20 protein-coding genes and 1 riboswitch are annotated in these 24,665 nt (G+C 70.1%); of the genes, 7 read left to right on the forward strand and 13 right to left on the reverse strand.

The genetic code is table 11. From position 1 onward, the window contains the following. Window positions 1-157 precede the first annotated feature (157 nt). Entirely contained in the window at window positions 158-670 is a 513-nt protein-coding gene (locus tag IPN03_18005; GenBank protein MBK9375557.1) for a GNAT family N-acetyltransferase, read from the forward strand. A gap of 438 nt (window positions 671-1,108) precedes the next feature. On the opposite strand, the gene IPN03_18010 is transcribed toward IPN03_18005, so the two are convergent. The 4 genes from IPN03_18010 to IPN03_18025 all read right to left on the reverse strand — a co-directional run bounded on the left by IPN03_18010 (window position 1,109) and on the right by IPN03_18025 (window position 5,017). Further along, window positions 1,109-2,614, reverse strand: coding sequence for a M20/M25/M40 family metallo-hydrolase (locus tag IPN03_18010; GenBank protein ID MBK9375558.1), 1,506 nt, complete (start codon window positions 2,612-2,614; stop codon window positions 1,109-1,111). Window positions 2,615-2,680: 66 nt separating this feature from the next. Further along, complete coding sequence (locus IPN03_18015; GenBank protein MBK9375559.1) at window positions 2,681-3,133, reverse strand: hypothetical protein; 453 nt, start codon at window positions 3,131-3,133, stop codon at window positions 2,681-2,683. A 78-nt stretch (window positions 3,134-3,211) separates the two neighbouring features. Further along, window positions 3,212-3,985 (reverse strand): hypothetical protein, encoded by a 774-nt coding sequence (locus IPN03_18020; protein MBK9375560.1) that lies wholly within the window; start codon window positions 3,983-3,985, stop codon window positions 3,212-3,214. A gap of 48 nt (window positions 3,986-4,033) precedes the next feature. After that, on the reverse strand, window positions 4,034-5,017 hold the full coding sequence (locus IPN03_18025) for an ROK family protein (GenBank protein MBK9375561.1): 984 nt from the start codon (window positions 5,015-5,017) through the stop codon (window positions 4,034-4,036). Window positions 5,018-5,076: 59 nt separating this feature from the next. Here IPN03_18025 and IPN03_18030 point away from each other — a divergent pair, with 59 nt between their 5' ends. After that, window positions 5,077-6,678, forward strand: coding sequence for a glucose-6-phosphate isomerase (locus IPN03_18030; GenBank protein MBK9375562.1), 1,602 nt, complete (start codon window positions 5,077-5,079; stop codon window positions 6,676-6,678). A gap of 10 nt (window positions 6,679-6,688) precedes the next feature. Here the strand turns inward: IPN03_18030 and IPN03_18035 are convergent, their stop codons facing one another. The 3 genes from IPN03_18035 to hflK form a co-directional block, all read right to left on the reverse strand. After that, window positions 6,689-7,186 (reverse strand): hypothetical protein, encoded by a 498-nt coding sequence (locus IPN03_18035; GenBank protein ID MBK9375563.1) that lies wholly within the window; start codon window positions 7,184-7,186, stop codon window positions 6,689-6,691. Between the two features lie 127 nt (window positions 7,187-7,313). Next, the gene (gene hflC / locus IPN03_18040) at window positions 7,314-8,252 is read right to left on the reverse strand and encodes a protease modulator HflC (GenBank protein MBK9375564.1); all 939 of its coding nucleotides are present in this window, start codon (window positions 8,250-8,252) and stop codon (window positions 7,314-7,316) included. After that, entirely contained in the window at window positions 8,249-9,235 is a 987-nt protein-coding gene (hflK, locus tag IPN03_18045) for an FtsH protease activity modulator HflK (protein MBK9375565.1), read from the reverse strand. The genes hflC and hflK overlap by 4 nt, the downstream gene beginning before the upstream one ends. A 108-nt stretch (window positions 9,236-9,343) precedes the next feature. Between hflK and IPN03_18050 the strand changes: the two genes are divergently transcribed. After that, a complete protein-coding gene (locus IPN03_18050) occupies window positions 9,344-9,805 on the forward strand; it encodes a J domain-containing protein (GenBank protein MBK9375566.1) in 462 nt (153 codons plus the stop codon). Window positions 9,806-9,874: 69 nt separating this feature from the next. Here IPN03_18050 and purD read toward each other — a convergent pair whose 3' ends face one another. After that, a complete protein-coding gene (gene purD, locus IPN03_18055) occupies window positions 9,875-11,185 on the reverse strand; it encodes a phosphoribosylamine--glycine ligase (GenBank protein ID MBK9375567.1) in 1,311 nt (436 codons plus the stop codon). A 125-nt stretch (window positions 11,186-11,310) separates the two neighbouring features. Beyond that, a riboswitch (SAM riboswitch) is annotated at window positions 11,311-11,449 on the forward strand. A gap of 59 nt (window positions 11,450-11,508) precedes the next feature. Between purD and IPN03_18060 the strand changes: the two genes are divergently transcribed. From IPN03_18060 to IPN03_18070, 3 genes are all read left to right on the forward strand, one after another. Beyond that, a complete protein-coding gene (locus IPN03_18060) occupies window positions 11,509-13,398 on the forward strand; it encodes a bifunctional homocysteine S-methyltransferase/methylenetetrahydrofolate reductase (GenBank protein ID MBK9375568.1) in 1,890 nt (629 codons plus the stop codon). Then, the gene (gene metH / locus IPN03_18065; GenBank protein ID MBK9375569.1) at window positions 13,395-17,105 is read left to right on the forward strand and encodes a methionine synthase; all 3,711 of its coding nucleotides are present in this window, start codon (window positions 13,395-13,397) and stop codon (window positions 17,103-17,105) included. The genes IPN03_18060 and metH overlap by 4 nt, the downstream gene beginning before the upstream one ends. Before the next feature lie 261 nt (window positions 17,106-17,366). Continuing rightward, on the forward strand, window positions 17,367-19,472 hold the full coding sequence (locus IPN03_18070; GenBank protein ID MBK9375570.1) for a metallophosphoesterase: 2,106 nt from the start codon (window positions 17,367-17,369) through the stop codon (window positions 19,470-19,472). A 104-nt stretch (window positions 19,473-19,576) separates the two neighbouring features. Here IPN03_18070 and IPN03_18075 read toward each other — a convergent pair whose 3' ends face one another. From IPN03_18075 to IPN03_18085, 3 genes are read right to left on the reverse strand one after another with little or no spacing between them, the layout of a single operon-like run. Further along, on the reverse strand, window positions 19,577-20,434 hold the full coding sequence (locus IPN03_18075) for a ChbG/HpnK family deacetylase (GenBank protein MBK9375571.1): 858 nt from the start codon (window positions 20,432-20,434) through the stop codon (window positions 19,577-19,579). Continuing rightward, window positions 20,431-21,159, reverse strand: coding sequence for a glycosyltransferase family 2 protein (locus tag IPN03_18080; protein MBK9375572.1), 729 nt, complete (start codon window positions 21,157-21,159; stop codon window positions 20,431-20,433). Before IPN03_18080 ends, IPN03_18075 begins: the two co-directional genes overlap by 4 nt. Window positions 21,160-21,161: 2 nt before the next feature. Then, complete coding sequence (locus tag IPN03_18085) at window positions 21,162-22,322, reverse strand: hypothetical protein (protein MBK9375573.1); 1,161 nt, start codon at window positions 22,320-22,322, stop codon at window positions 21,162-21,164. 45 nt (window positions 22,323-22,367) lie between these two features. On the opposite strand from IPN03_18085, the gene IPN03_18090 reads away from it, so the two are divergent. Continuing rightward, entirely contained in the window at window positions 22,368-23,054 is a 687-nt protein-coding gene (locus tag IPN03_18090) for a class I SAM-dependent methyltransferase (GenBank protein ID MBK9375574.1), read from the forward strand. A gap of 269 nt (window positions 23,055-23,323) precedes the next feature. On the opposite strand, the gene IPN03_18095 is transcribed toward IPN03_18090, so the two are convergent. Both IPN03_18095 and IPN03_18100 read right to left on the reverse strand, forming a co-directional pair. Beyond that, window positions 23,324-23,923, reverse strand: a complete 600-nt coding sequence (locus IPN03_18095; GenBank protein MBK9375575.1) for a YdeI/OmpD-associated family protein — start codon at window positions 23,921-23,923, stop codon at window positions 23,324-23,326. A gap of 23 nt (window positions 23,924-23,946) precedes the next feature. Beyond that, window positions 23,947-24,609 (reverse strand): DUF4395 domain-containing protein, encoded by a 663-nt coding sequence (locus tag IPN03_18100; protein ID MBK9375576.1) that lies wholly within the window; start codon window positions 24,607-24,609, stop codon window positions 23,947-23,949. Window positions 24,610-24,665 lie beyond the last annotated feature (56 nt).

Genomic DNA, 24,665 nt, shown 5'->3' on the forward strand with positions numbered 1-24,665 from the left:
CGCTCGTCGGACACGTGCGCTCGCCTGATCCGGCGACCTGCTCGCGGCAGCCGTGCGGGGCCCCGCACGTGCTCGAAGGCCGCTCGCGGGACACCCCTCCCGCCCGCTCACCATCCGCGATACGACAGATCGTCGACCGGGCGGCATACTCGAACGCGTGACGATCACGCTGCGCTTTCCCGTTCCTGAAGACGCCGATCGAGTCTTCGACGCGGTCCGCGAGTCCATGGCCGAGCTGCACCCGTGGGCGCCCTGGTGTCCGCTCACCTACGGCCTCGAGGATGCGACCACCTGGATCGCGCAGCAGCCGGCAGCCCGTGAGGCCGGCACGGCCTTCGAGTTTCTCGTCATCGGTGCCGACGGAGGCCTGCTGGGCTGCTGCGGCGTGAACCAGATCAACAAGGGATTCCGCCTCGGAAACCTCGGCTACTGGATCCGTTCCTCAGCGACCCGCCGCGGGTTCGCCACGGAGGCCGCGCGTCAGGTCGCGGCATGGGCATTCCAGAACACCGACCTGCAGCGCCTCGAGCTCCTCGTCGCCGTCGGAAACGCCCCCAGCCAGGCGGTCGCCCTCAAGACAGGCGCCCTCCTCGAGGGTTGTCTCCGTTCCCGCTTCCTCGTTCACGGGCAGTTCCAGGACGCCTTCGTCTACTCGCTCATCCGACCGTAAGTCCGGCCTTAGGCCTTCAGCGCTCTCGTTCCGCAGGTCTCCCTCACGAACGCTTGAAGCGCGCCGGCCGCGGGTGGGGCGGTGCGTCTCGCGAGCCGCCCCCGAGCACGCCCGGGGACCCGCTCGAGTTCGCGAGGACCGGGCGGGGATCAGGCCCGCGCGCGTGTCTGACGAGCGAAGCGAGGAGTTCGCGCGGGCCCCCCGCCCGGCCGCAGCGGACTCGGAAGCGGGTCGGGCGCGCGCAGCAGGCGGCCGTGAGACGTACCGCACCGCACGCGGCCCCCGGAGGAATCGACGCGATTCCTGAAGTGGCTCCCCCGTGCCCTCGTGCCCTCGTGCCCCGGTCCGTCAGCACCGTCGCCCAAAGCAGAAACCCCCGCTCGTCGCGGGGGCTTCCTTGTTCCGTTGTTCCGGGTCGTATGGAGTCCGCTCCGGGGACTACTTCTTCTTCGTCCCCTTCTTCGCGGGCTTGGCCTTCACGACGGGCTTGGCCTTCTTCGCCGGAGCCTTCTTCGCCGCCGCCTTCACGACCGGCCTCTTGCCGGGCGTCGCGATCTTCGAGGGCTTGCCGAGGGCGGCGACCTCGCCGAAGTAACGCGTGAAGGCCGCCATGCCGCCGGAGGCCTGCTCCCAGTCGAAGTTCTCGTTCGGGGCGTGGTAGCCGTGCTCGGGCAGCGAGAGGCCGAGGAAGATGACCGGGCACTTCAGGACGTTCTCCATCGTGACGACGGCGCCGATGGATCCGCCCTCGCGGACGAAGACCGGCTCGCGCTTGAAGGCGAACTGCATCGCGCGCTTCACCGCCTCGGCGAGCGGCCCGACCGTCTTCCCCTGGTACGGGTCGAGGCGGTTCTTGACGTGGACGACGACGTCCTTGTTCTTCGACTTCACGAACTTCGTCACGAGCTTCGCGATCTTCTCGCCCGTCTGGTTCGGGACGAGGCGGCACGACACCTTCACCTCGCCGCGCGGCGGGATGACCGTCTTCACGCCCGGGCCGGTGTAGCCGCCGATCATGCCGTGGATCTCGAAGGTGGGCTGCGCCCAGATCCTCTTCATCAGGTCGAGGGGGTCGCTGGTCCGGAGCGACTTGAAGAGGTGGTCCTTCTTGAAGCCGGCGACGGTGAAGCCGGAGCGCTTGAAGTCCTCGAGCTCCTTCTTCGTCGGCGGGACGACGTCGTCGTAGAAGCCGGGGATCTTCACCCGGCCCGTCGTGGCGTCGAAGCAGTCGTTCACGAGCTTCATCAGCTCGGCCATCGGGTTGCGCGCCGCGCCGCCGCAAACGCCCGAGTGCTGGTCGGTCTCGCCCGTCTCGAGCGTGAAGAGGAAGCCCTGCAGGCCGCGCAGGCCGGCGGGGCAGGCGGGCTTTCCGCGGGCGATCCAGATCGTGTCGGAGACGAGGACCGAGTCGGTGGCGAGCTCGGCGGCGTGCGCCGCGATCGCCTTCTCGAAGCTCGGCGAGCCGATCTCCTCCTCGAACTCCCAGAGGACGCGCAGGTTCACGGGAAGGTCGGCCTCGAGGGCGGCCTTGATCCCGTAGAGAGCGGTCAGCGCAGGCCCCTTGTCGTCGGTCGTGCCGCGTCCGAAGTAGCGGTCGCCCTGCTTCGTGAAGGTGAACGGTTCCGTGGCCCACGGCTCCGTCTCCATCGAGGCGGGCTGGACGTCGAGGTGGTTGTAGACGGTGACGGTCGGCCACTCGGGATTCTTCGTCCACGTCCCCGAGATGATCGGGTGACCGTCGGTCTCGAGGATCTTCGCCTCCCCGCCGAACCGGCGGATCACGTCGGCCGCGAGCTTGGCGTTCTCGCGGATCGCGTCCTTCTTCGTCGGGTCGACGGAGATGCTCGGGATCTCGACGAAGTCCTTCAGAAGGGCCTCGAACGCCTCCCGGTTTTCCGCAGCGTACTTCTTCAGGGCTTCACGCGTGAGGTTCTCGGTCTTCATGCCCCGAAGTCTAGCGCCCCCCGGGCGCATCGTGCCGGGCTCCCGGGCGTGGAAAAGTCAGGCGGTTCAGCGGGACGGGGCCCCGGGCGGGGCCGAGGCGCCGCCGTCCTCTTCGGAGGCGCCGCGCTCCGCGCGCACCCGCCGCCGCCGGAACTGGCGTTCCTCCTCCTCCTTGTAGAGGTACTTGATGGCGCTCTTCTGCAGGAGGAGGTTCGGCGCGTTCTCGCGGTTCAGCTTGAGGGCGTCCTTGTCGTACCACTCGATCCAGCCGCGGAGCTCCTCGCCGTCGACGAGCCGGACGACGATGGGCGTGCGCGCCTGCATCTGCTTGAGGTAGTAGAACGACTCCGCGTTCGTCTGGTCCGCCGGCGCCCCCTTTCGGACGCCGCGCTGGGCGGAAGGATCGCGCCTCACGTCGGAGAGCGAGGGACGGATCAGCTTCCGCGGTGCCAGCTCGTTGTTGGGGTCGGGGGCGCCCGTCGAGGGACCCGGAGTGGGTGGCTTGCGGACCAAGGCCATGCAGGCTCCTTCCCGAGAGGGGAGGTCGTCTCGAGGGGTGTGTTTCGGGGAAGTCTACCCGAAGGGCCCGCGCGCGGTTCAGGCGGCGGGAGGAGGGGGGGCCGGGCCTTTCCGGTCACCGTCCTTGCGGTCGTGGCCCTTGCTCGACATCTTGCGGGCCGCCTCGATCCCGCCCTCCAGCTCGTAGGCGAGGCAGCACTTGAGGCGGCCGCACATCCCGGTGAGCTTGGAGGGATTCGGCGTGATCCCCTGGAGCTTGGCCATCCGGATCGTGACCGGGTGGAAGCCCCTGAGCCACGTGGAGCAGCAGAGGGTGAGGCCGCACGGTCCGATGCCGCCGACGATCTTCGTCTCGTCGCGCACACCGACCATCCGGGCTTCGACGCGGGTCCGGAAGCGGTCGGCCATCTCGCGGCAGAGGTCGCGCAGGTTCGCCCGCTCCTCCGAGGAGTAGAGGACGGTGATCCGCCTCCGGTCGAACGGCACGGCGCACTTGATGAGGCTGACCGGCAGGCGCAGCTCCTCGATCCGCTGGGCCGCGAAGCGCGCGGCCTCGTCCTGGAGCTCGAGACGTTCGGCGAAGTCGGCCGACTCGGAGTCGGAGGCGAGCCGGAGGAGGCGCTTCGCCTTCTTCTGGGAGCACGACTTCGCCAGGACCGGGGTCAGGGTCACCACCTCGGCGTACTCGGGCCCGTCCTCCGTGTCGACGACGATCCTCTCCCCCGCCCGGACACCGACCTCGCCGGCGAAGACGATCGTCATCTTCCCGTCCATCGCGTCGGCGAGACGGGCCCCGACGTAGTTGCCGCCGGGGTTCACGAGGGTGCCGAGGGAGCAGCTGGAACAGCTCACGAACCCTTGATTCTCACGATCCGGTCGCCGCAGGTCAAACGGCCCCCGTCATCCCCGCGGCTCGTGCCCCTCGCGGGCCAGGACCGCGGCGCCGAGAATCCCGGCGTCGTCTCCCAGTGCCGAGGGGACGATCCTGACGTCCGCCAGGTCCGTGAAGAAGGCGTGCCGGCTGGCCGCGACGCGGACCTGCTCGATGTACCCCTGTCCGACGTCTTCCGCGACCCCGCCTCCCAGGACGAACAGGTCCGGCGAGAAGACGTTCCAGAGCGTGGCGATCGTGATGCCGACGGCCCGGGCCGAGCGCGCGACCGCGCGCTCCACGAGGGCGTCGCCGGCCGCGAGCGCCTTGCGCAGGTCCGAGCCCTTGAGGCGCCCGTCCTTCTCGAAGACGGACCGGGCGACCGAAGTCCTCTCCCCCTTCTCGATCCGTCGCCGCATGAATGCGGTCATGCCGATCTTCGCGCCGATCCCCTCGAGCGTGCCGTCGATCGTCCCGTCCCCCGCCTTCTTCAGGTCGACGAAGCTCTGGCCGATCTCGCCCGCGTTGCGGTTCCGGCCGAGCCAGAGCTTTCCGTCGAGGACGACGGCCCCACCGATTCCGGTGCCGACCCAGATCGCCACGACGAGGCGCTCGCCCCTTGCCGCTCCGAGGCGCGCCTCTCCGAGCGCCGCGACCCGGACGTCGTTCTCCAGCCGCTTCGGGATGCCCGGGAACGCCGGCTCGAGCGCCGAGGGGACCTCCCACTTCTCGACGCCCAGGTTCATGGCCCGCAGCAGCGTCGTCCGCGCCGCGTCGAGCGGACCGGGGAGCCCGAGGCCGATCGCGGTGACGTCGCTTCTTTCGGCACCGGCCTCTGCGAGCGCGGTGTCCGCAGCGGCCACGAGCGCCTCGGTCATCTCCCCCGGCCCGCCACGGAAAGGGCTCTTGACCTTTCCCCGCCCGCGGATCTGCCAGTTCTCGTCGACGACGCCCGCGAGGACCTTCGTCCCCCCGACGTCGATTCCGAGGGCCAGGTTCTTCCCGTCGGCCATGAGACGCTCCTTTGCGGTTAGTCTAAGGGGAACCCATCGCGACCACGCAGAGGTGAATCGTGCCCGACCCGTCCCTCTCCCGTCTCCGGAGCCTTTCCGCCGCTGCCCCCGCGGTTCCCCTCCTCGTGGACGTCTCGAGGACGTGCCTCCCGGCGCACGCCAAGACGAGCGACCCGCTCCTCGTCGAGGCGTTCCCGGCCGCCTTCTCGGGGATGGCCGCGCTCGAGGCGGGCGGCATCGCCAACCCCGACGAGGGGCGCCGCGTCGGCCACTACTGGCTCCGGGCCCCGGAGCTCGCCCCGGAGCCGGTGCTCTCTCACGCCATCGAGGAGACCGTTTCCCGGGTGAAGGCGTTCGCCGCCGACATCCACTCCGGAAAGGTCGCTCCCGAGACGGCCGGCCATTTCAGGAACGTCCTCCTGATCGGGATCGGCGGCTCCGCGCTCGGCCCGCAGCTCGTCGCCGACGCCCTGGGAACACCGGACGACCGGATGCGGCTCTTCTTCTTCGACAACACGGACCCGGACGGGATTGCCCGCGAGATGGACCGGATCGCCGCCGCCGGCGGCATCGCCCGGACGCTCACCGTGGTGGTTTCGAAGTCGGGCGGCACGAAGGAGACCCGCAACGGAATGCTCGTGGCGCAGGCGGCCTACACGGCCAAGGGGCTCGATTTCGGCCGGCACGCCGTGGCGGTGACGCAGGACGACAGCGACCTCGACAAGCGCGCCCGGCGGCAGAAGTGGCTCGCTCGCTTCCCGATGTGGGACTGGGTGGGCGGACGCACCTCCCAGCTCTCCGCCGTCGGGCTCCTCCCGGCCGCGCTCCAGGGACTCGACGTCGACGGCCTCCTCGAGGGGGCGCGCTCCTGCGATGCGGCGACGCGGATTCCCGACGTCGGGAAAAACCCCGCGGCCCTCCTGGCCCTCGCCTGGTATCGCGAGACGGAAGGGCAGGGCCGCAAGGACATGGTCGTCCTCCCCTACAAGGACCGGCTTCTCCTCCTCTCCCGCTACCTCCAGCAGCTCGTCATGGAGTCGCTCGGCAAGGAGAAGGACCTCTCCGGCAACACCGTCCACCAGGGGATCGCCGTCTACGGCAACAAGGGCTCGACCGACCAGCACGCCTTCGTCCAGCAGCTGCGGGACGGGGTCCCGAACTTCTTCGTCACCTTCATCGAGGTGCTCAAGGACCGCAAGGACGGCCTCCCCTCGCTCGCCGTCGAGGAGGACGTCACCGCCGGCGACTACCTCCACGGCTTCTTCCTCGGGACGCGCGAGGCGCTTTCCGAGAAGGGGCGCGGCTCGGTGACGATCACCGTCGAGGACGTCTCCGCCCGATCTCTCGGTGCGCTCGTCGCGCTCTTCGAGCGGACCGTCGGCCTCTACGCCCTCCTCGTCGGCGTGAACGCCTACCACCAGCCGGGGGTCGAGGCGGGAAAGAAGGCGGCGGCGGCCGTGCTCGACGTCCAGCGCGCGCTCCTCGGCGCGATGCGGACCGAGAACGCGACCTTCCGGACGGCCGAGGAGTGGGCAAGGAAGGCGAACGCCGGGGCGGAGACCTCCTGGAAGGTACTCGAGCACCTCGCGGCGAATCCCGACCACGGCGTGAAGCGCCGCCCGGGCGCCGACCCGTTCGCCTCGACCTACGGCGTGGGCTGAGCCCCCGGGCTCACCCCTTCTTCAGCGCCTTCAGCAGCGCGTCGAAGGCCGGCGTCGCCGCGAGGACCGTCTTCTTCGGGCCGACCATCTTGAAGAAGACGGGACCCTGAGACCCCTCGGCGATGCCGCCGCGGAGCGCCCAGCCTGGCTTCGGCGTCATTGCGCCCCCGGGCATCCCGGAGGAATAGGTCCCCTCGGTCGTCACGATCGTGACCGGGATCGTCCCGGCCTTGATCGCGATCGGCTTTCCGGGCCCGGCGCTCCCCTTCTCCGCCTTGAACTGGGCGATCCAACGGTCGACGTTCGCCTGCGTTCCGCCCCCCTGTCCCTGTCCGAAGTAGAAGACCGCGACCTCGCCCCCCTCGGTGTCTCCCGCGGCGGCCGGCACCTTGTACGTGACGACGCGCATCGAGGAAGCGGACGGCGCCACGGCCCACTCCTTGGGCGCGGTCCACGCCAAACCGCCCGCCGCATTCGTCGCGCCGGCCGGAGCGTGGGACGACGCCATCTGGAAGAGCACCATCGTGGAAATGAGAAGCGTGTTCATGTCCACGGACTCTAGCAGGCCCGGGGCGGGGCCGAAGCCCCGCCCCGGGGAAGGGGTCAGGTCTTGATTTTCTATTCTGCGGCCGGACTCACTTGGCGGAATTCAGGTACCGGAGCAGCTCGCTGTCGGTCGAAAGGATGAGGGTCGTCTCCGGGTCGATGCTCTCGCGCAGGGTGTTCATCGACTTGAGGAACCGGTAGAAATCGGGGTCGCGGTTGTAGGCGGCGGCGTAGATGTCGGCGGCCTCGGCGTCGGCCTTTCCGCGGATCTCCTGGGCCTTGCGGTAGGCCTCGGACTCGACCACCCGCAGCTGGCGTTCCTTCTCGCCCGCGATCCGGGCCGCCTCGCCCGCCCCCTCGGAGCGGTAGAGCTCGGCGATCCGCTTGCGCTCGGAGATCATCCGGGCGTAGACCTCCTGCCGCACGGCCTCGACGTAGTTGATCTGCTTGATCCGGAAGTCGAGGATCTCGATGCCGAGGTCCCCGGTCCGGCGCCGGGCGTTCGCGAGGACCTCCTGGGTCAGCTTCTCGCGGCCGTGGTCGACCTTCTCGGCCGCCTCGGGCTGGCTCAGCTCGGCGACGTCCTCGGCGACGACGAACGGCCGGTTCGTCGACCTCACGAGGTCGATGAGCTCGTTCTTGGCGATCGTGTTCCGCGTCTCGCCGTCGAGGATGTCGTCGAGGCGCGACTGCGCCCCCCGCTCGTCGCGGAGGCGCTGGAAGAAGAGGAGCGGGTCGGTGATGCGCCAGCGGGCGTAGGAGTCGACCCAGATGAACCGCTTGTCCTTCGTCGGGATCTGGTTCGGGTCGCCATCCCATTCCATGAACCGCTTCTCGAACGCGTGGACCGTCTGGGTGAACGGCATCTTGAGCTTGAGCCCGGGCGTCATGATCGGCTTGCCGACGGGCTTGCCGAACTGGGTGACGACGACCTGCTCGGTCTCCGAGACCGTGTAGAGGGCGTTGGAGAGGACGACGGCCGCCAGGATCACGCCGACGACGAGAACGGTGATCCGGATCTCCTTCACGGCTTCACCTCCGGCGTGCCCGGCATCGGGAGGAGGGGCAGGACCCCCTTCAGCTTCTCGTCCAGCACGACCTTCTTCTTCACCTTCGGGTAGATCTCGCTCATCGTCTCGAGGTACATGCGCCGCCGGGTCACCTCGGGCGCGCGCTGGTAGGCGGCGTGCACCTTGACGAAGAGCTCGGCGTCGCCGCGGGCGCGGTTGACGCGGTCCGTCGCGAACCCTTCCGCCTGCTCGAGGGCCTGCTGAGCCTGCCCCTTGGCCCTCGGGATGATCTGGTTGTAGTCGGCGCGGGCCTGGTTGATGAGCTTCTCCCTCTCCTGCTGGGCCTGGTTGACCTCGTTGAAGGAGGGCTTGACGGCGTCGGGCGGGTTGACGTCCTGCAGGACGATCTGCTCGACCTTGATCCCGTTCTCGTACTGCTCGCAGAGGGCCTGCAGCCGCTGCTCGACCTCCGCGGCAATCTCCTGGCGGCCCACGGTCAGGACCTCGTTCACGCTCCGGTCGCCGACGACCTCGCGCATGACGGTCTCGTTCATGTCGCGGAACGTCTTCTGGACGCTGCGCACCTTGAAGAGGTACTTGTAGGGGTCACTGACCCTGTACTGGGCCGTCCACTCGACGACGGCGACGTTGAGGTCGCCCGTCAGCATGAGCGACTCGGCGGAGAGGTCCTGCTGCGAGTAGGTCCGCCGGGTCCCCGAGGAAGACTCCGTCCGGAAGCCGAACTCCTCCTTCAGCTGCCGCTCGACCGGGACCTTGACGACGCGCTCGATCGGGCTCGGGAGCTTCAGGTGAAGGCCCGGAGAGACCGTCCGGACGTACCGCCCGAAGCGCAGGACGAGCCCGGCCTCCTCCGGCTCGATCGTGAACCAGGCCGAAAAGAGGACGGCGAGGGCGACGAGGCCGAGGACGCCCTTGAGGACGAGGCCTCCCGGGATGTTCGGCGGCTTGAACTTGAGCACGTTCGGGAACTGGTTCTCCATCGGGTCTCCTCTCGCGGACGAAAGCTCCGGAAAACCCGGAGCGACACGACGAAACAACGTCCAGGTTTGGAATCGAATTCCCGCCGTCGTAAGGTCCGCTCCGAAACCATGCGGCTCGACGACGAATACCGGCTCCTCGACCTCGACCCGGGCGCCTCCGACGAAGAGGTGAAGAGGGCCTTCCGCGACCTCACGAAGGTCTGGCACCCGGACCGGTTCGGAAACGACCCGCAGCTGCGGCTCAAGGCCGAGGAGAAGCTGAAGGCGGTCCTGAGGGCATACGAGACGATTCGCGCCGCCCGCGCGGGCGAAAGCGGACCAACACGCACGGAGGACCGGGAGAGCGGGCGGGAGGAAGCTTCGCCGCCTTCCGAATCCGGTGGGAACCGCGGTTCATTCGTCCGTCGTTTACGGACGCAGGCTCTCGTCGCGGCCGCGGTCGCGGTCTTCGTCCTGCTCCGCAGGCCGACACCTGCCGGCCTGGTGATCGCCGTCGTGCTCCTGGGACTCTCGGCTTACTTCGTGGCGCGCATGCGGTCGGCCGGGCGGGAGTCGCGGCCCCCCTCGTAGAGCGGCAGGCGAACGTCCCGCTCTTCGCGGCGGCACCCGTCGCGCCGTCGATCCGTGGCGACCGGGACGTCAGCTCAGGCCGGAGCCGGTGCGTTCGCGGAGGATCTCCATCGCCTTCGTCCCCATGTCCCGGCGGAAGTACTTTCCGTCGAAGCGGATCTTCTCCGCCGCGCCCACGGCGCGGGCAAGCGCCTCGGAGAGGCCGCGGGCCCGTGCGGCGACGACGAGAACCCGGCCGCCGGCGGTGACGAGCTTGCCGTCGGCCGCCTTCGCCGTTCCGGCGTGGAAAGCGAAGACCCCGTCTTCCGCCGTGGCGTCCTCGATTCCCTCGATCACCTTCCCGCGTTCGAACGGGCCGGGATATCCCTCGGCCGAGAGAACGACGGCCGCCCCGGCCTCCTTCTTCCACACCGGCTTGGCGCTCTCCTCGAACTTGCCGCGGGCCGAGCCGAGGAGGTACGGGAGGAGGTCGTCCTCCATGCGGATCAGGATGCACTGCGTCTCGGGGTCGCCGAAGCGGACGTTGTACTCGAGGACGTACGGCTTCATCCCGTTCTCGAGCATCAGGCCGACGTAGAGGACCCCGCGGAACGGGCGCCCCTCCTCGGCCATGCCCCGGAGCGTCGGGTGGACGATGTCGGTCAGGATCTCGCGGGCGGTCGCGGCGTCGACGAAGACCGAGGGGCTGTGCCCTCCCATCCCGCCCGTGTTCGGGCCACGGTCGCCCTCGAAGACCCGCTTGTAGTCCTTCGCCGTCGCGAGGGGAATCGCCCGCTCGCCGTCGCAGAGAACCATGAAGCTGACCTCTTCCCCCGTCACGTACCTCTCGATGAGGACCCGGTCCCCGGCGCTGCCGAAGACCCTCTCGCCGAAGAAGAGCTTCAGGGACTTGTCGCGGTCCGCCTCGTCGCGGACGATGACGACCCCCTTGCCTGCGGCGAGACCGTCGGCCTTGAAGACGCACGGCAGGCCCAGGGACTTCACGGCCTTCTCGGCCTCGGCGCGCGTCGTGCAGACCTCGGCCTCGGGCGTCGGGATCTCGTACTTGCGCATGAACGCCTTGGAGAAGACCTTCGACCCCTCCAGCTCGGCCGCGAGCTTGTTCGGACCGAACGCGAGGAGGTGGCGCTTGGCGAGCTCGTCGACGAGGCCGAGCGTCAGGGGAAGCTCGGGCCCCACCACGGTCAGGTCGATCTTCATCGTCTCGGCGAAGTCGGCCAGCTCCACGATGTCGGTCACGCCGATCGGGAGGCACGTCGCGATCTGCGCGATGCCGGGGTTTCCGGGGGCGCAGAAGATCTCTTTCACGTCCGGAGACTGGGCGAGCTTCCAGACGAGGGCATGCTCGCGACCCCCCGAGCCGACGACGAGGATTCTCATTGGGGCGGAAGTCTAAACCAGCCCCCGGGGCGGGGGGGCCGGCCCGGGTCCACGCTCCTCTCCCGCGCCCCGCTTGACGCACCGAATTCCGCTCCCGTAGGCTCCATCCGGTTCTTTGAGTCCGGGTTTCATCACGAGCGGCGGAGGGACGGGCCCTGCGATGCCGCGGCAACCGGCTCCTCCCCGCCCGGCGCTCTCGGCGTCCGGCAGGGTGGGGTGGCAGGTGCCAATTCCCGCTCCGGCACGGCCGGGGAGAGATGAAATCGAGGCCGAACGGAAGCGAATCGCACGAAACGCCCCTTCGTCCTCGGAGGGGTTTTTTCATGAAGCACGACATCCGCGAGCGCCTGAAGACCGACGTTCTCCTCGCCGACGGGGCGATGGGGACGCTCCTCGTTTCGCGCGGTGCGGCCCCCGAGAGCCCTCGCGCCCCCCTCGCCATCGCCCAGCCCGAGCTCGTGCGGGAGATCTACGACGACTACGTCGAGGCGGGCACGCAGATCCTGACGACGAACACCTGGGACGCGAACCGGGTCAAGCTCGCCAAGTTCGACTGGGCCGACTCCCTCGAGAAGATCAACCGCGCCTCCGTCCGCCTCGCCCACGAGGCCGCCGCCGGCGAGTACGTCCTCGTGGCAGGCGACGTCGGGCCGCTCGGCCAGCTCGTCAAGCCCTACGGGCCGCTCACGAAGGCGATGGTCCGCGAGCTCTTCTCCGAGCAGATCCGCATCCTCCTCGAGGAAAAGGTCGACCTCCTCCTCTTCGAGACCTTCTCCTCGAGGCTCGAGGCGATCGAGGCGATCAAGGCGGCGCGCGACCTTTCGAAGGAGATCCCCATCCTCGCCTCGATGACGTTCCTCGCCGACGGCAAGACGACGTTCGGGACCGAGGTCGTCGAGGCGCTGTCGGCGCTGGAGGAGGCAGGAGCGGACGTCGTCGGCATGAACTGCACGATCGGCCCGCAGGAGACTCTCGAGGTCTTCCAGAAGGTCGTCTCCCGGGTCGGCGTCCCCGTCGCCGCGATGCCGAACGCCGGCTACCCCTGGAACGTCTCGGGGCGGACGGTCTACCCCGCCACGCCCGACTACTTCCGCGAGGTCGCGCGCGACTTCGTGAAGGCCGGCGCCGCGATCGTCGGCGGCTGCTGCGGCACGACGCCCGCCCACGTCGCCGCCATGGCGAGAGAAGTCGTCGGGAAGAGGAGAGCGGTCGTCGAACGCGTCGCCCGCGCGCTCGTCTCCGCCCCCGCGGCCCCGGCGGCCGAGTCGCTCGAGACCTCGCCGCTGAAGAGAAAGCTCGCCGACCCGAGAGCGCTCGTCGTCACCGTGGAGATCGAGCCGCCGAAGGGGACCGACGCCTCCGCCGCGCTCGACGGCGCCCAGCTCCTCCGGAGCTACGGCGTCGACGCCGTCAACGTCACCGACAACCCGATGGCACGCCTCCGGATGTCCTCGATCGCCGTGGCGCACATGATCCGGCACGAGACGGGGGTCGATACCGTCTTCCACTTCTCCCCGCGGGACCGGAACGTCCTCAGCATCCAGTCGGACCTCCTCGGCGCGGCCGGGCTCGGCATCAAGGCGCTCCTCGTCGTCGGCGGCGACCCGCTGAAGATCGGCGACTACCCGCAGGGACGGCACGTCGGCGAGGTCGACACGCTCGGCCTCCTCCGGATCGTGAGAGGGCTCAACTCCGGCGTCGACCTGGTGGGCTCGCCGATCGGGACCTCCACGTCGTTCGCCATCGCCTGTGCCGCGAACCCGGCCGCTTCCGACCTCGACGTCGAGATCTCCAAGCTCTCCGCCAAGATCGAGGCGGGTGCGACCTTCGCCCAGACGCAGCCGGTCTACGACGTCGCGGCCCTCGACCGCTTCTTCGCCCGGCCCGAGGCCCGGCTCATCCCGGTCCTCGTCGGTCTCATCCCGCCGAAGAGCCTGAAGCAGGCGCTCTACTTCGCGAACGAGGTCCCCGGGATGTTCGTCCCCGAGGCGATCCTCGCGCGGATGCGCAAGGCCGCCGAGAAGGGGCCTCAGTTCGAGGCGGAAGAAGGGCTCTCCATCGGCATCGAGCTCGCGGGTGCCATCGCCGAGCGTGCCCGCGGCATCCACCTCATGCCGATGGCGCGGTACGACGTCGTGCAGAGGGTTCTCGCGTCGCTGCCGGCGCGCGGGGAGCCCTCGTCCGTCGCCGCCGGGACGGGGGAAGGCCGATGAGGAGGCCCGCTCCGCTCCCGGCCACCCTCGCGGCCGCCCTTTCCGAGCGGATCGTCGTCCTGGACGGCGGGATGGGGACGATGATCCAGCCCTACCGGCTGGACGAGGCCGCCTATCGCGGCGCGCGCTTCGCGGACCACCCGCGCGAGCTGCAGGGGTGCGCCGACGTCCTCCCGCTCACCCGCCCCGACGTCGTCGGCGAGATCCACCGCGCCTACCTCGAGGCGGGGGCCGACATCCTCGAGACCTGCACGTTCAGCGCGCAGGCGATCTCGATGGCCGACTACGGCCTCGAGGGGCACGTCCGCGAGATGAACGCCGCGGCCGCGCGCGTGGCGCGCGAGGCGGTCCGCGCGTTCGAGGCGGCGAGCCCCGGCAGGCACGCCTGGGTCGCCGGGTCGATCGGCCCGACGAACCGGACCCTCTCCCTGGCCGTCGACGTGAACGACCCCGGAAAGCGGACGAACGTCTTCGCCGACTTCGTCTCGGCCTACGCCGAGCAGGTGCGCGGCCTCCTGGACGGCGGCGTCGACCTTCTCCTCGTCGAGACGGTCTTCGATACGCTCGTCGGCAAGGCCGCCCTCGTCGCCGTCGAGGAGGTCTTCGCCGAGCGCGGGACGGCCGTGCCGCTCATGCTCTCGGTGACGATCACCGACCGGAGCGGCCGGACCCTCTCGGGACAGATGGTCGAGGCGTTCTGGAACTCCGTCTCCCACGCCCCGCTCCTCTCGGTCGGCCTCAACTGCGCCCTGGGCGCGAAGGAAATGCGCCCCTACGTCGAGGAGCTCTCGCGCATCGCGCCCGTCCTCGTCTCGGCCTACCCGAACGCGGGCCTCCCGAACGCCTTCGGCGGCTTCGACGAGACGCCGGAGTCGATGGCGAAGGACCTGCGGGCGTTCGCCGAGGCGGGCTGGGTGAACGTCGTCGGCGGCTGCTGCGGCACGAACCCTGCGCATATCCGGGCCATCGCCGAGGCCGTGAAGGGGATCCCGCCGCGGCCCGTACCGACGGTCGATCGGCTCACGCGCCTCTCCGGCCTCGAGCCGCTCACGATCCGCCCCGACTCCAACTTCATCGTCGTCGGCGAGAGGACGAACGTCACCGGCTCTCCGCGGTTCGCCAGGCTCGTGGCGGCAAACGACTACGAGGGGGCACTCGCCGTCGCGCGCCAGCAGGTGGAGGGGGGCGCGAACGTCCTCGACGTCTGCATGGACGAGGGGATGCTGGACTCGGTCGCGGCGATGCGTCGCTTCCTGAACCTCCTCTCGGCCGACCCCGACATCGCGCGGATTCCGGTCATGGTCGACAGCTCCCGCTGGGAGGTCATCGAGACGGGCCTGACGTGCCTGCAGGGGAAGTCCGTCGTCAACTCGATCAGCCTGAAGGACGGCGAGGCGACCTTTCGCGAGCGGGCCCGGACGGTGCGGCGGTTCGGCGCCGCCGCGGTCGTCATGGCGTTCGACGAGGAGGGGCAGGCGGCAACGGCCGACCGCAAGGTGGAGGTCTGCCGGCGCGCCTACCGGATCCTCGTCGACGAGGAGGGCTTCCCGCCGGAGGACGTCTTCTTCGACCCGAACGTCCTGACGGTCGGCACGGGCATCGAGGAGCACGCCGACTACGCCCTCGCCTTCTTCGAGGCGACACGGCGCATCAAGGCGGAGCTGCCGCACGCGAAGGTCTCCGGCGGAGTCTCGAACGTGTCGTTCGCATTCCGAGGGAACAACCCGGTGCGCGAAGCGATGCACGCGGCATTCCTCTACCACGCCATCGCCGCCGGCATGGACATGGGGATCGTCAACGCGGGCCAGCTCGCGGTCTACGAGGAGGTCCCGAGGGAGCTCCTCGGTCTCGTCGAGGACGTCCTCCTGAACCGGCGCCCCGACGCCACCGAAAGGCTCGTCGCGTTCGCCGAGGGGTTGAAGGCGCGCGACACGGGTGCCGCGCCGCAGGCGCACGCGGAGACGTGGCGCTCCGGCACCGTCGAGGAGCGGCTCGCCCACGCCCTCGTGAAGGGGAACGCCGACCACGTCGAGGCCGACACGCTCGAGGCGCTCGAGAAGCTCGGCGCGCCGCTCGCCGTCATCGAGGGGCCGCTCATGGCCGGGATGAACGTCGTCGGCGACCTCTTCGGGTCGGGGAAGATGTTCCTGCCGCAGGTCGTCAAGAGCGCCCGCGTCATGAAGAAGTCGGTCGCGGTCCTGACGCCCCACCTCGAGGCGCAGAAGGCCGCCGGGACGATGAAAGCCGCCGGGAAGGTGCTCCTCGCGACCGTGAAGGGGGACGTCCACGACATCGGCAAGAACATCGTCGGCGTCGTCCTCGCGTGCAACGGCTACGAGGTGATCGACCTCGGCGTCATGGTCGCCGCGGACCGGATCGCGAAGGCCGCGCGCGAGACGGGGGCGGACCTCGTCGGCCTCTCGGGCCTCATCACGCCGTCCCTCGACGAGATGGTCCACACCGTCCGCGAGCTCTCCCGCGAGGGCATCGCCGTCCCGATCCTGATCGGCGGCGCCACGACGAGCCCGGCCCACACGGCGGTGAAGATCGCGCCCGCGGCGCCCCAGCCCGTCGTCCACGTCGCCGACGCGAGCCGCGCCGTCGGCGTCGCCGGGAGCCTTCTCTCGGACGAGCTGCGGCCCGCGTTCCTCGCGAAGAACGCGGCGCTCCAGGACGTGCTGCGCAAGGACCACGCGGGGCGGCAGAGCAAGCCCCTGCTCCCGCTCGCCGGAGCGCGCGCCCGCAGGCGGACGTTCGACTGGGCGACGGCCGACCTGCCGGCCCCCTCCTTCACCGGCGTCCGCGCCGAGGAGGACGTTCCGCTCACGGAGCTGATCCCGTTCGTCGACTGGTCCCCCTTCTTCCACGCCTGGGAGCTGCGCGGCCGGTACCCGCAGATCCTCGACGACGCGGTCGTCGGGGAGAAGGCCCGCGAGCTCTTTGCCGACGCAGAGGCGCTCCTCGCCGAGATCGTCGAGCAGCGGCTTCTCCAGGCCCGGGCCGTCTGGGGCCTCTTCCCCGCGAACTCCGTCGGCGACGACCTCGAGCTCTACTCCGACTCCCGCGGCGAGCACCTCCTCGCGACGCTCCACACGCTCCGCCAGCAGCAGGAGAAGAGCGGCGACGCGCCCTACGAGGCGCTCGCCGACTTCGTCGCCCCCCGCGAGTCGGGGCGGCGCGACCACGTCGGCCTCTTCGCCGTCACGGCGGGGCACGGCCTCCCGGCCCTCTGCGAGCGCTTCGAGAAGGACCACGACGACTACCGCTCGATCCTCGCCAAGGCGCTCGCCGACCGCCTCGCCGAGGCCTCCGCGGAGCGCCTCCACAAGCTCGCTCGCGAGGCATGGGGCTTCGGGCAGACCGAGGCCCTCACGAACGACGACCTGATCCGCGAGCGTTACCGCGGCATCCGCCCCGCGCCCGGCTACCCCGCCTGCCCCGACCACACCGAGAAGCGGACGCTCTTCGCGCTCCTCGACGCTCCGGCGAACGCGGGCATCACCCTCACCGAGAGCCTTGCGATGTTCCCCGCCGCCTCCGTCAGCGGCTTCGTCCTCGCGCACCCCGAAGCCCACTACTTCGCCGTCGGCCGCCTCGGCCGCGACCAGGTGACCGACTACGCCCGCCGCAAGGGGATGCCGCTCCACGAGGCCGAGCGCTGGCTCGCCCCGAACCTCGGGTACGAGGCCGAGGGGGCGGGGAGCTGACGGGAGCCCTCGAGACCCCGGACCCCCTTCGTCCCGCAGGCGCGTCCGTGTTCACCGGAGGGTGACAGCTGAAACGCCCCCTTTCCGTCGACGCCTTCACGCTCAAGGCCGTCGGCGCTTTCGAGGACCCCTTCGAAACCGTTCGAGCGGTCGGAGGGAGCCACCGACCCGGCCTCCCGCGTCGGCCCCGGCGCGGGCGCGCCTCGGCGTTGCGAGAATCAACGCCGAGGGGCCGATGCCGTGAGTTACGCTTTCCCCCGCATGGGAAAACCCGCAAGGCACGAGCCCGTTACGCGGAGGGGCCAGCCCCGCTTCGTACGATCCCTGTTCCTCTGCATCCTGCTCCTGTCGTCGTCCGCGATCTCCGCGACGGAACAGCGCGTGGTGGCGGTGGGCGACATTCACGGCGAGTACGAAGGGCTCGTCTCGATTCTCCAGGAGGCCGGCCTCGTGGACGAGAGGCTTCGATGGACGGGCGGTAGAACGACCTTCGTGCAGGTGGGCGATTACCTCGATCGCGGCCCGGACGTTCGGAAGGTGATGGACCTCCTGATGGACCTCGAGCGCGAGTCCTCCAGGAAGCGCGGGCGAACCGTCGTTCTCCTCGGGAATCACGAGCTGATGAACCTGACCTCGGTTCTCCACGAGGCGAACCCGGCGGCGTACGCCGCCTTCGCCGACCGCCGTTCCGAGAAGCGCCGGCAGACGGCCTACGAGCGGTATGCCGCCCTCCACGATCGGCTCTCGACGAGGTACGGGCGGGCGCCGTGGCCGCTGCTCGACGCGAGTGCCTGGAGTGAAGCGCACCCCCTGGGCTTCGTCGAGTTCCAGGAGGCTCTCGGCCGCGACGGCAAGTACGGGCGCTGGCTGCGGAGCAAGTCGGCCGTCGTCAAGGTGGACGACACCGTGTTCGTCCACGGCGGGATCAGCCCGAACGCGAGGGAAGCCACGATCGACAAGATCAACCGCCAGGTGCAGATGGAGATCGAAGCCTTCGATCGCGTCCGCGAGTACCTCGTCGCGGAGCGGCTCATCCTGCCTTTCTTCACCTATCCCGAGATCTCCGCGGTCGTCAAGCTCGAGCTCGCGCGCGACGCACCGCTGTCCAGCGACATGCTCCGGGTCCTCCAGACCGCCGGGTCGATCTACGAATGGACGATCTACAGCCCGACCGGGCCGCTCTGGTTCCGCGGGTTCGCCGAATGGAGCGAGGAAGAAGGAAGAGAGAAGGTCGCCGGACTCCTGAGCGGCCTCGGCGCGCGGCGGTTCGTCGTGGGGCACCACATTCTCGAGGGCGGGCGGAGGATCGTCTCCCGTTTCGGCAACGCGGTGTTCCTGATCGACACCGGCATGTTGCGCGGCTATGCCTCGGACGGGCGCCCTTCGGCGCTCGAGATCGTCGGCGACCGCACCACGGCGATCTACAAGGACGGTCGCTCGAGCCTGAACGATCCGCCGTTGTCGAGCGGGCGCGCCTTCACTCTTCCCCGGCCGCGGTTCCAGCTGGCGTCGCTCGGCGGCGCACCGAGCCAGCCCGACGCCGAGACCGTCTGGCGCGGGCCCGAAGGCAGCACCCTGCCGTTCCGGACCGGCGCGGAGGTCGAGGCGTTTCTACGGGAGTCGAAGCTCGTGAGCGTCTCGAAGAGGAAGCTCTACGGCGCGACTGCGCCGTCGAAGGTCCTCGTGAAGAGCGGAAAGGTGCGCGCTCAGGCGGTCTTCCGCTCGCATCATCGCGAGGAGGAGAACGCCCGCTGGGAATCGGGGCGGTTCACGGAGTTCCTGCGCGACACGTACCTCTCCGAGCTGGCGGCGTACCAGCTCAGCCTGCTGCTGGGGCTTCACACCGTCCCCCCCACCGTACCCTGGCAGCTGAAGGGACAGCCCGGCGCTCTTCAGCTCTGGATCGAGGAGGCCCGGGCGGGATGGCACCCGAGCGAGACCGAGGAGCCGAGCGACCCCGGGCTATGGGCCATGGAGTCCGACAGGATGCTCGTCTTCGACGTGCTCATCGGGAACCAGGACCGGCACGAGGGCAACGTCCTGATCGACTCCGCCGGCAAGGTGTGGTGGATCGATCACAGCCGCGCCTTCGGCCGGGAACGGGACATCCCGGCGGATCGAATCCAGCGATGCGAGCGGCGGATATGGGAGGGCCTGAAGGCCCTCGACCCCGCCGTTACGGCCGGGCGGCTGGCTCCGTACATGAGCCCTCTCGAGGTCGACGCTCTTCTCGAGCGCCGCAGGCGCCTGCTGGCGCTGCTGGAAGAGAGGATCGCGGAGCGTGGAGAACCGGCGGTCGTCTACACCGTCAGGCCCGGTCCGCCGCTCAGAAGCGTGCCCCGCTCGAAGGGTCCCGACCGGCTCTGACGGGAGGGAGTGCCGCCCTCCGGGGCCGTACGGCCCGGCCGAGACACCGGGGTCAGGTCTTGATTTTCTAATCTGGCGAGCGGACGCGTCGGGGTCGGCGAGACTCAGCCCTTCGCGAGGAGGGAGAAGGGGACGGTCTCGACGCCGCGTTCCGCGAAGAGCGCGGCGAGCTCCTCGCTCTCGAGCGCCCGGGATTCGGCCTCCCACTCGTACCCCCACGGGTAGCGGGAGGCGGCCTCGGGGTCTTCCGCGCCCGGGTGGAGGACGACCTCGAACGTCCCATCGCCGGGAAGCCTCTCGAGGAGGGCCGACCAGCGAGGGAGCGTCATCGCCCCGGCCTCGGCGAGGCCGAGGACGCGCGGGGGCTCCGGGAGGCCGGCGGAAGCGACGCGGCGGCGAGCCGCCGCCCCGAACAGGGAGAGGAGCCGTGCCCTCGCCCGGGCCGCCGCCCCCGCGGGAGTCCCGACGGACGCCGGGTCGTCGCCGCGCGGCGCCCTGACGAACGGCACGTCGAAGCGACGCGCGAGGGAGAGGGCGACGGGCAGGAGAGCCGGGAGGAGGTGGACGTGCTGGTGCGAGTCGAGGTGCGTCACCCGCAGTCCCGCCTCGCGGACGGCGACGACCTGCGCCTCCCACTCCCTCTCGACCTCCGCGCGGCGAAGGCGGAACGTGGCGGCGCGCGCGGCGACCGCGGGCCAGGCGCGCGGGAACCGGCCGCCGGGAGCCATCGTCGGGACGGCCGACGCCGGGGAGAGCGGCGTCTCGCCGCCGACGGCGCAGAGGTGGACGCCGGCCTCGGCGACGCCCGCGTCGCGGAGCGCTGCGATCGCGAGGCCGAAGGCCGGGGCACACGGGAGGAGGCTCGTCGCCGTGAGCCGGCCCGAGGCGAGGAGGGCGGCGATGCGGCGCGACAGGGGGCCGGCGAGGCCCGCGTCGTCCGCGGTCAGGACGAGCCGCGTCACCGGGGAAGGCGCCGCCTCTCGGCGCGCAGCGTCGGAGTGAGCCTTGCAAAGTCGCGCAGTATCCTCAGGATCGTTCGGGGAGAGGAGAGCGTGGAGACGCCGCGCGTTCTCGGGAAGTAGTCGAGCCCGACCTGCTGGATGACGGCCCCGCGGTTGCGGAGCCTCACGAGGAGCTCGGCGTCGACGAACGAGCCCTCGCTCGCGAGCGGCAGCCCCCCGAGGAAGCGCCGGCGCACCAGCTTGCAGGAGAAGTTGACGTCGCGGATCGGGAAGCCGAACGCGAGGTGGACGAGGCCGTTGTAGAGGAAGGAGTAGATCGTCCGGAGCACTCCCTCCCCTGTGCGGTCGTGCCGGTAGCCGGAGACGACGTCGGCTCCGGTCAGCTCTGCGGCGCGAAAGACACGGCCCGTTTCCTCGAGGTCCCACGGGAGGTCGCAGTCGCTGTAGAGGACCCACTCCTTCGTCGCCGAAGCGAAGCCCGACTTCAGCGCCCCTCCCAGCCCGCGGTTCGCGGCGTGCCTCACGAGGCGGATTCGGTTCTCGGCTGCGGCCCGGGCCTCGGCCACCGCGACGGTCTCGTCCTCCGACGCGTCGTCCACGAGGACGATCTCCCAGTCCTCGGCGTGGCGCGGCAGGGCGTCGAGCGCGACGTCGAGGAGGTGGGGCAGGCTGCGCTCCTCGTTTCGCATCGGGACGACGAGGGAGACGGAACGGGGGGCTCGCATCGTCAGGAGATGAAGTGCCAGTTGACGAAAAGGGCGGACTCGGCGAGGAGGCCGAAGAGCGAGGCCCCCAGCCAGGGCCACTTCAGCCACGGGCGCCCCTCGCAGAGGGCCGCGGCCGCGAAGTGGCCCGGGTAGATGGTCAGCGTGTAGCGGGGCGTTCCGGTGGCCGTCCCGGTCAGGACGGGGAGCGCGAGGGCGCAGGCGATCCAGGCGGCATCGGAGAAGCTGCGGCTGTGGAGCAAGGCGGCACCGAGGACCGCGTAGAGGACGAAGTGGAAATACGGGGCGATCGCGCCGGGATTCTGCAGGAACCAGCCGCTCGTCAGCATCCCGGTGAGCTCGTTCCAGAACGCCGCGGCGCCGGCGAGGGGGTCGCCGGCCGCGTGGCGCCACGCCGCCATCGACCGGAAGAAGACGCCCGGTTCGCCCTTCGCGTAGCCGAGACCGAAGATCCAGCCCAGGACGCCCGCGAGGGGAGCGAAGAAGAGGAGGACCGCCCCGGCGAGGCGGCTTTCGCCCTCCCGGCGGCCGAGCCAGAAGGAAACGGCCAGCGCGGGGCCGACGGCCGCCGCCGGCGCCCTCGTCAACCCGAGGAGGAGCCCGAGGGCGATCGCGAGAGGGAGGTTCCCCCGCCGGACCGCGCGGAAGGCGAGCAGCGCGAGGAGCAGGAACAGCGACTCGGTGTAGACGGACGCCAGGAAGAACGCGACCGGGTAGACGAAGAGGAACGGAAGGGCGGCGCGGGCCCGCGCCTCGCCGAAACGCTCCCTCGCTTCCTCCACGAGGAGCGGGATCGCGAACAGGAGCGCGGCGTACGAGACGAGGAGGCCGGCCCGGAACCCGTCGAGGCCCGTCGCGACGTGGAGGACGCGAGCCGTCATCGGGTAGAGGGGGAAGAAGGCGTGCTCCGACTGCTTTCCCGGGGCGGGCGGCGCCTGGTAGCCCCGTTCGGCGATCGTGCTGTACCAGCCGGAGTCGTACCGGGCGAAGAGCGGGGCGCGGCGGGTGACGTCGTCGTCCCAGTCCGACGGGCGGGCCAGCGGAAGGGCCTGGATCGAAAAGAGAGCCCACAGGTTGAGGGCGGCGATCCACGCCACGACGAGAAGGGCGAGCTTGCGGTTCTGAGGCCCGCTCCACGGCCAGGGAAAGCCCGACTCTCTCATCCTGGATTGCCTCGCTCCGCGCCGCTCGAGATTACTCTACGCGGGATGAACGCCGGGTCTGAAGTCGCCGTACCGGGAGTCCTCGAGGTCGTCCGCGCATCGAGTGCCCTCCCGGCCCTGGCGCGGGCGCACCTGGCGGCACGCCTCTCGAGCGCACCCTGGGCTCGCGTCGTGGGCGCCCTCGCGCTCGAGGGCTCGGCGCTCCTCGACGTCGGGTGCGGGCCGGGGCTCCTCGCACACCTTCTCGACCGGCTCGGCTATGCCGGGACCTACCTCGGCGTGGACCCGGACGAGCGGAAGGTGGAGAGGGCCCGGGCCTGGGTGGGGGAATCCCCGCGCCGGACGTTCCGCACCGGCGGCATCGAGCGCGTCACGGAGAGGGCGTTCGACCAGGCCGTGATCGTGGACGTCCTCTACCTCGTCCCGCGGGCGGAGCGGGCCGCGCTCGTGGCCCAGGCCGCCTCCCGCCTCCGGTCTGCAGGCCGTCTCGTCGTCCTCACGAGCGGCGGCGGGCCGCGGTGGAAGAGGTCCCTCGACAGGCTGCAGGAGCGGCTCGCCGTCGCGGTCGTCGGTATGACGCGGGGCGCGGTGGTGGATCCCTGCGACGGGGCCGAGGTGGCCGGGCTCCTCTCCGGCGCGGGGCTCGTCGACGTGCGCGTCGAGGCCGCCGGCGCCGGCTACCTCCACGGATTCGAGCTCGTCACCGGCCGACCGCTTGGGGTCAGGTCTTGATTTTCGGGGGCGCGGTCAGGCGACCTGGTGGACGGTGGCAGCCCCCGCCCCCGCCGGGCTTCAGTCAAACGGCACCTTCCAGGCGGTCCTCAGCCGATTCGCGGGCCCATACGCCGTCCAGACGGTTCGAGCAGAGACCCGGAGAGAGGCGAACCGACGTTCGGGCGTATCGCCGGACGAGCACCCCCGTCCGGTGCCGCCGCGTTGAGATTCGATGCTTCGACGCCGGTTCGCGGAGGTCGCGCTCACCGATGCGTGCACCGCGCCTGCTAGCAGCGTTCGTACTTCCAGTTCCGCGACTTCCCCTCTTCCAGCCACGCGATCGCCTGCGCGAGGCGGCGCTGCCGTGTCGCGTCCTGCTTCGCCCCGGTGATCCACTCGGCGTACTCGCGCCGGTGGCTCGGCGGTAACGCCGCGAACGTCGCGCGCGCTTTCGCGTTCGCCACGAGCGCGGCCGCGAAGTCCCCGGGCAGCTCGACGGGAGGCTTCGGCCCGGTCTTCGTGCGCGGCGCCGCGATCCTCTCCTCGTTGAGCCTGCGCGCCGCCCGGACGAGCCGGACCAGCTCCTTCTTCGGCGGCAGGTCGGCAACAGAGGTAATCCGCCCCATGTCCCCCATCGCCTCCTTCTGCTTCGGCGTGTCGTCGAAGAGAAGCGCCGACTTGTAGAAGCCGAACGCGCAGTGGGCCTTGAAGGCCGCCATGTGGCAGAGGATTCCCTCGTGGAGGAAGTGGGGCATCCCCCATTTCACCGTCTCTTCCGCCTCCGGGCAGGCCCCGTGGACGACCTCCCGGAGATGCTGGAGGATCGGCTTCGCGAACTCTGCGGATTTCGCGATGTACGCGTCGACGCGCGGGTCCCTCTTGCCCATCGTTCTGCCTCCGTCCCGGGACGCTACGGTCCCGGAGTCGTCGCTTCCGCCCCGAACAGGGGACGGGGTCGAATGGAGAGGGTCTCCGTCAGGGTGACGGTCGCTGCCACCATCAGCGCGATCGAGGCGAGGAGGATGATCACCTGGGCGAGTGAGGTTCTCTGGATCGGTTGCCGCGCCTTCACCTCGCACACCTCGCCGGGGCACAGCTCTGGAGTCTTGCGGTACACCAGGCGATAGAACTTGCAGCCGAGGCAGATCCCGAAGGCGGCCTCGAAGAAGAGGAAGACGAGGCAGACGAGACAGATGATCCCGGAGATGGGCCCGTAGGTGTTCATCAGCACCATCAGCACGAACATCGTCGCCGACAGGGCGACCCCGATGATCCAGGCGAGGCGCTTGGGTTCGGCGGCCACGTACTCCGGGCTCTGGTTCCCGACGATCAGGCGCCCGAGGATCAGGGTGGGCGAGAAGCGGGGGCTGACGCCCACGCGCACCAGGAAGTCCGCGAGGAAGAACGGGATGACGAACTTGATGGGGAGGAAGTTCCCGCGAAAGAGGATGAACAGGAGCGCGAGGAACGTGGCGAGAAAGAGGATTCCCGCCGCTGCGCGGATCTCGCGTTCGTTGAGAACGGGAACCGAGTACCCCTCGACCTGTTCACCGAATTGACGAATATCGCTCAAGAAGGCCCCCTGGGAGATCAGACGTTCTGGCAGAGGCGCCCCGATTTCTACGCGGC

The sequence above is a fragment of the Holophagales bacterium genome (assembly GCA_016719485.1).
GTDB lineage: Bacteria > Acidobacteriota > Thermoanaerobaculia > UBA5066 > UBA5066 > UBA5066.

Coding starts and splice junctions, on each gene's coding strand:
- IPN03_18050 (MBK9375566.1), top strand. CDS start 9,344: ATGCGGCTCGACGACGAATACCGGCTCCTCGACCTCGACCCGGGCGCC.
- purD (MBK9375567.1), bottom strand. CDS start 11,185: ATGAGAATCCTCGTCGTCGGCTCGGGGGGTCGCGAGCATGCCCTCGTC.
- IPN03_18035 (MBK9375563.1), bottom strand. CDS start 7,186: ATGGCGTCGTCCCACGCTCCGGCCGGCGCGACGAATGCGGCGGGCGGT.
- IPN03_18080 (MBK9375572.1), bottom strand. CDS start 21,159: ATGCGAGCCCCCCGTTCCGTCTCCCTCGTCGTCCCGATGCGAAACGAG.
- metH (MBK9375569.1), top strand. CDS start 13,395: ATGAGGAGGCCCGCTCCGCTCCCGGCCACCCTCGCGGCCGCCCTTTCC.
- IPN03_18070 (MBK9375570.1), top strand. CDS start 17,367: ATGGGAAAACCCGCAAGGCACGAGCCCGTTACGCGGAGGGGCCAGCCC.
- IPN03_18090 (MBK9375574.1), top strand. CDS start 22,368: ATGAACGCCGGGTCTGAAGTCGCCGTACCGGGAGTCCTCGAGGTCGTC.
- IPN03_18085 (MBK9375573.1), bottom strand. CDS start 22,322: ATGAGAGAGTCGGGCTTTCCCTGGCCGTGGAGCGGGCCTCAGAACCGC.
- IPN03_18095 (MBK9375575.1), bottom strand. CDS start 23,923: ATGGGCAAGAGGGACCCGCGCGTCGACGCGTACATCGCGAAATCCGCA.
- hflK (MBK9375565.1), bottom strand. CDS start 9,235: ATGGAGAACCAGTTCCCGAACGTGCTCAAGTTCAAGCCGCCGAACATC.
- IPN03_18060 (MBK9375568.1), top strand. CDS start 11,509: ATGAAGCACGACATCCGCGAGCGCCTGAAGACCGACGTTCTCCTCGCC.
- IPN03_18015 (MBK9375559.1), bottom strand. CDS start 3,133: ATGGCCTTGGTCCGCAAGCCACCCACTCCGGGTCCCTCGACGGGCGCC.
- IPN03_18025 (MBK9375561.1), bottom strand. CDS start 5,017: ATGGCCGACGGGAAGAACCTGGCCCTCGGAATCGACGTCGGGGGGACG.
- IPN03_18010 (MBK9375558.1), bottom strand. CDS start 2,614: ATGAAGACCGAGAACCTCACGCGTGAAGCCCTGAAGAAGTACGCTGCG.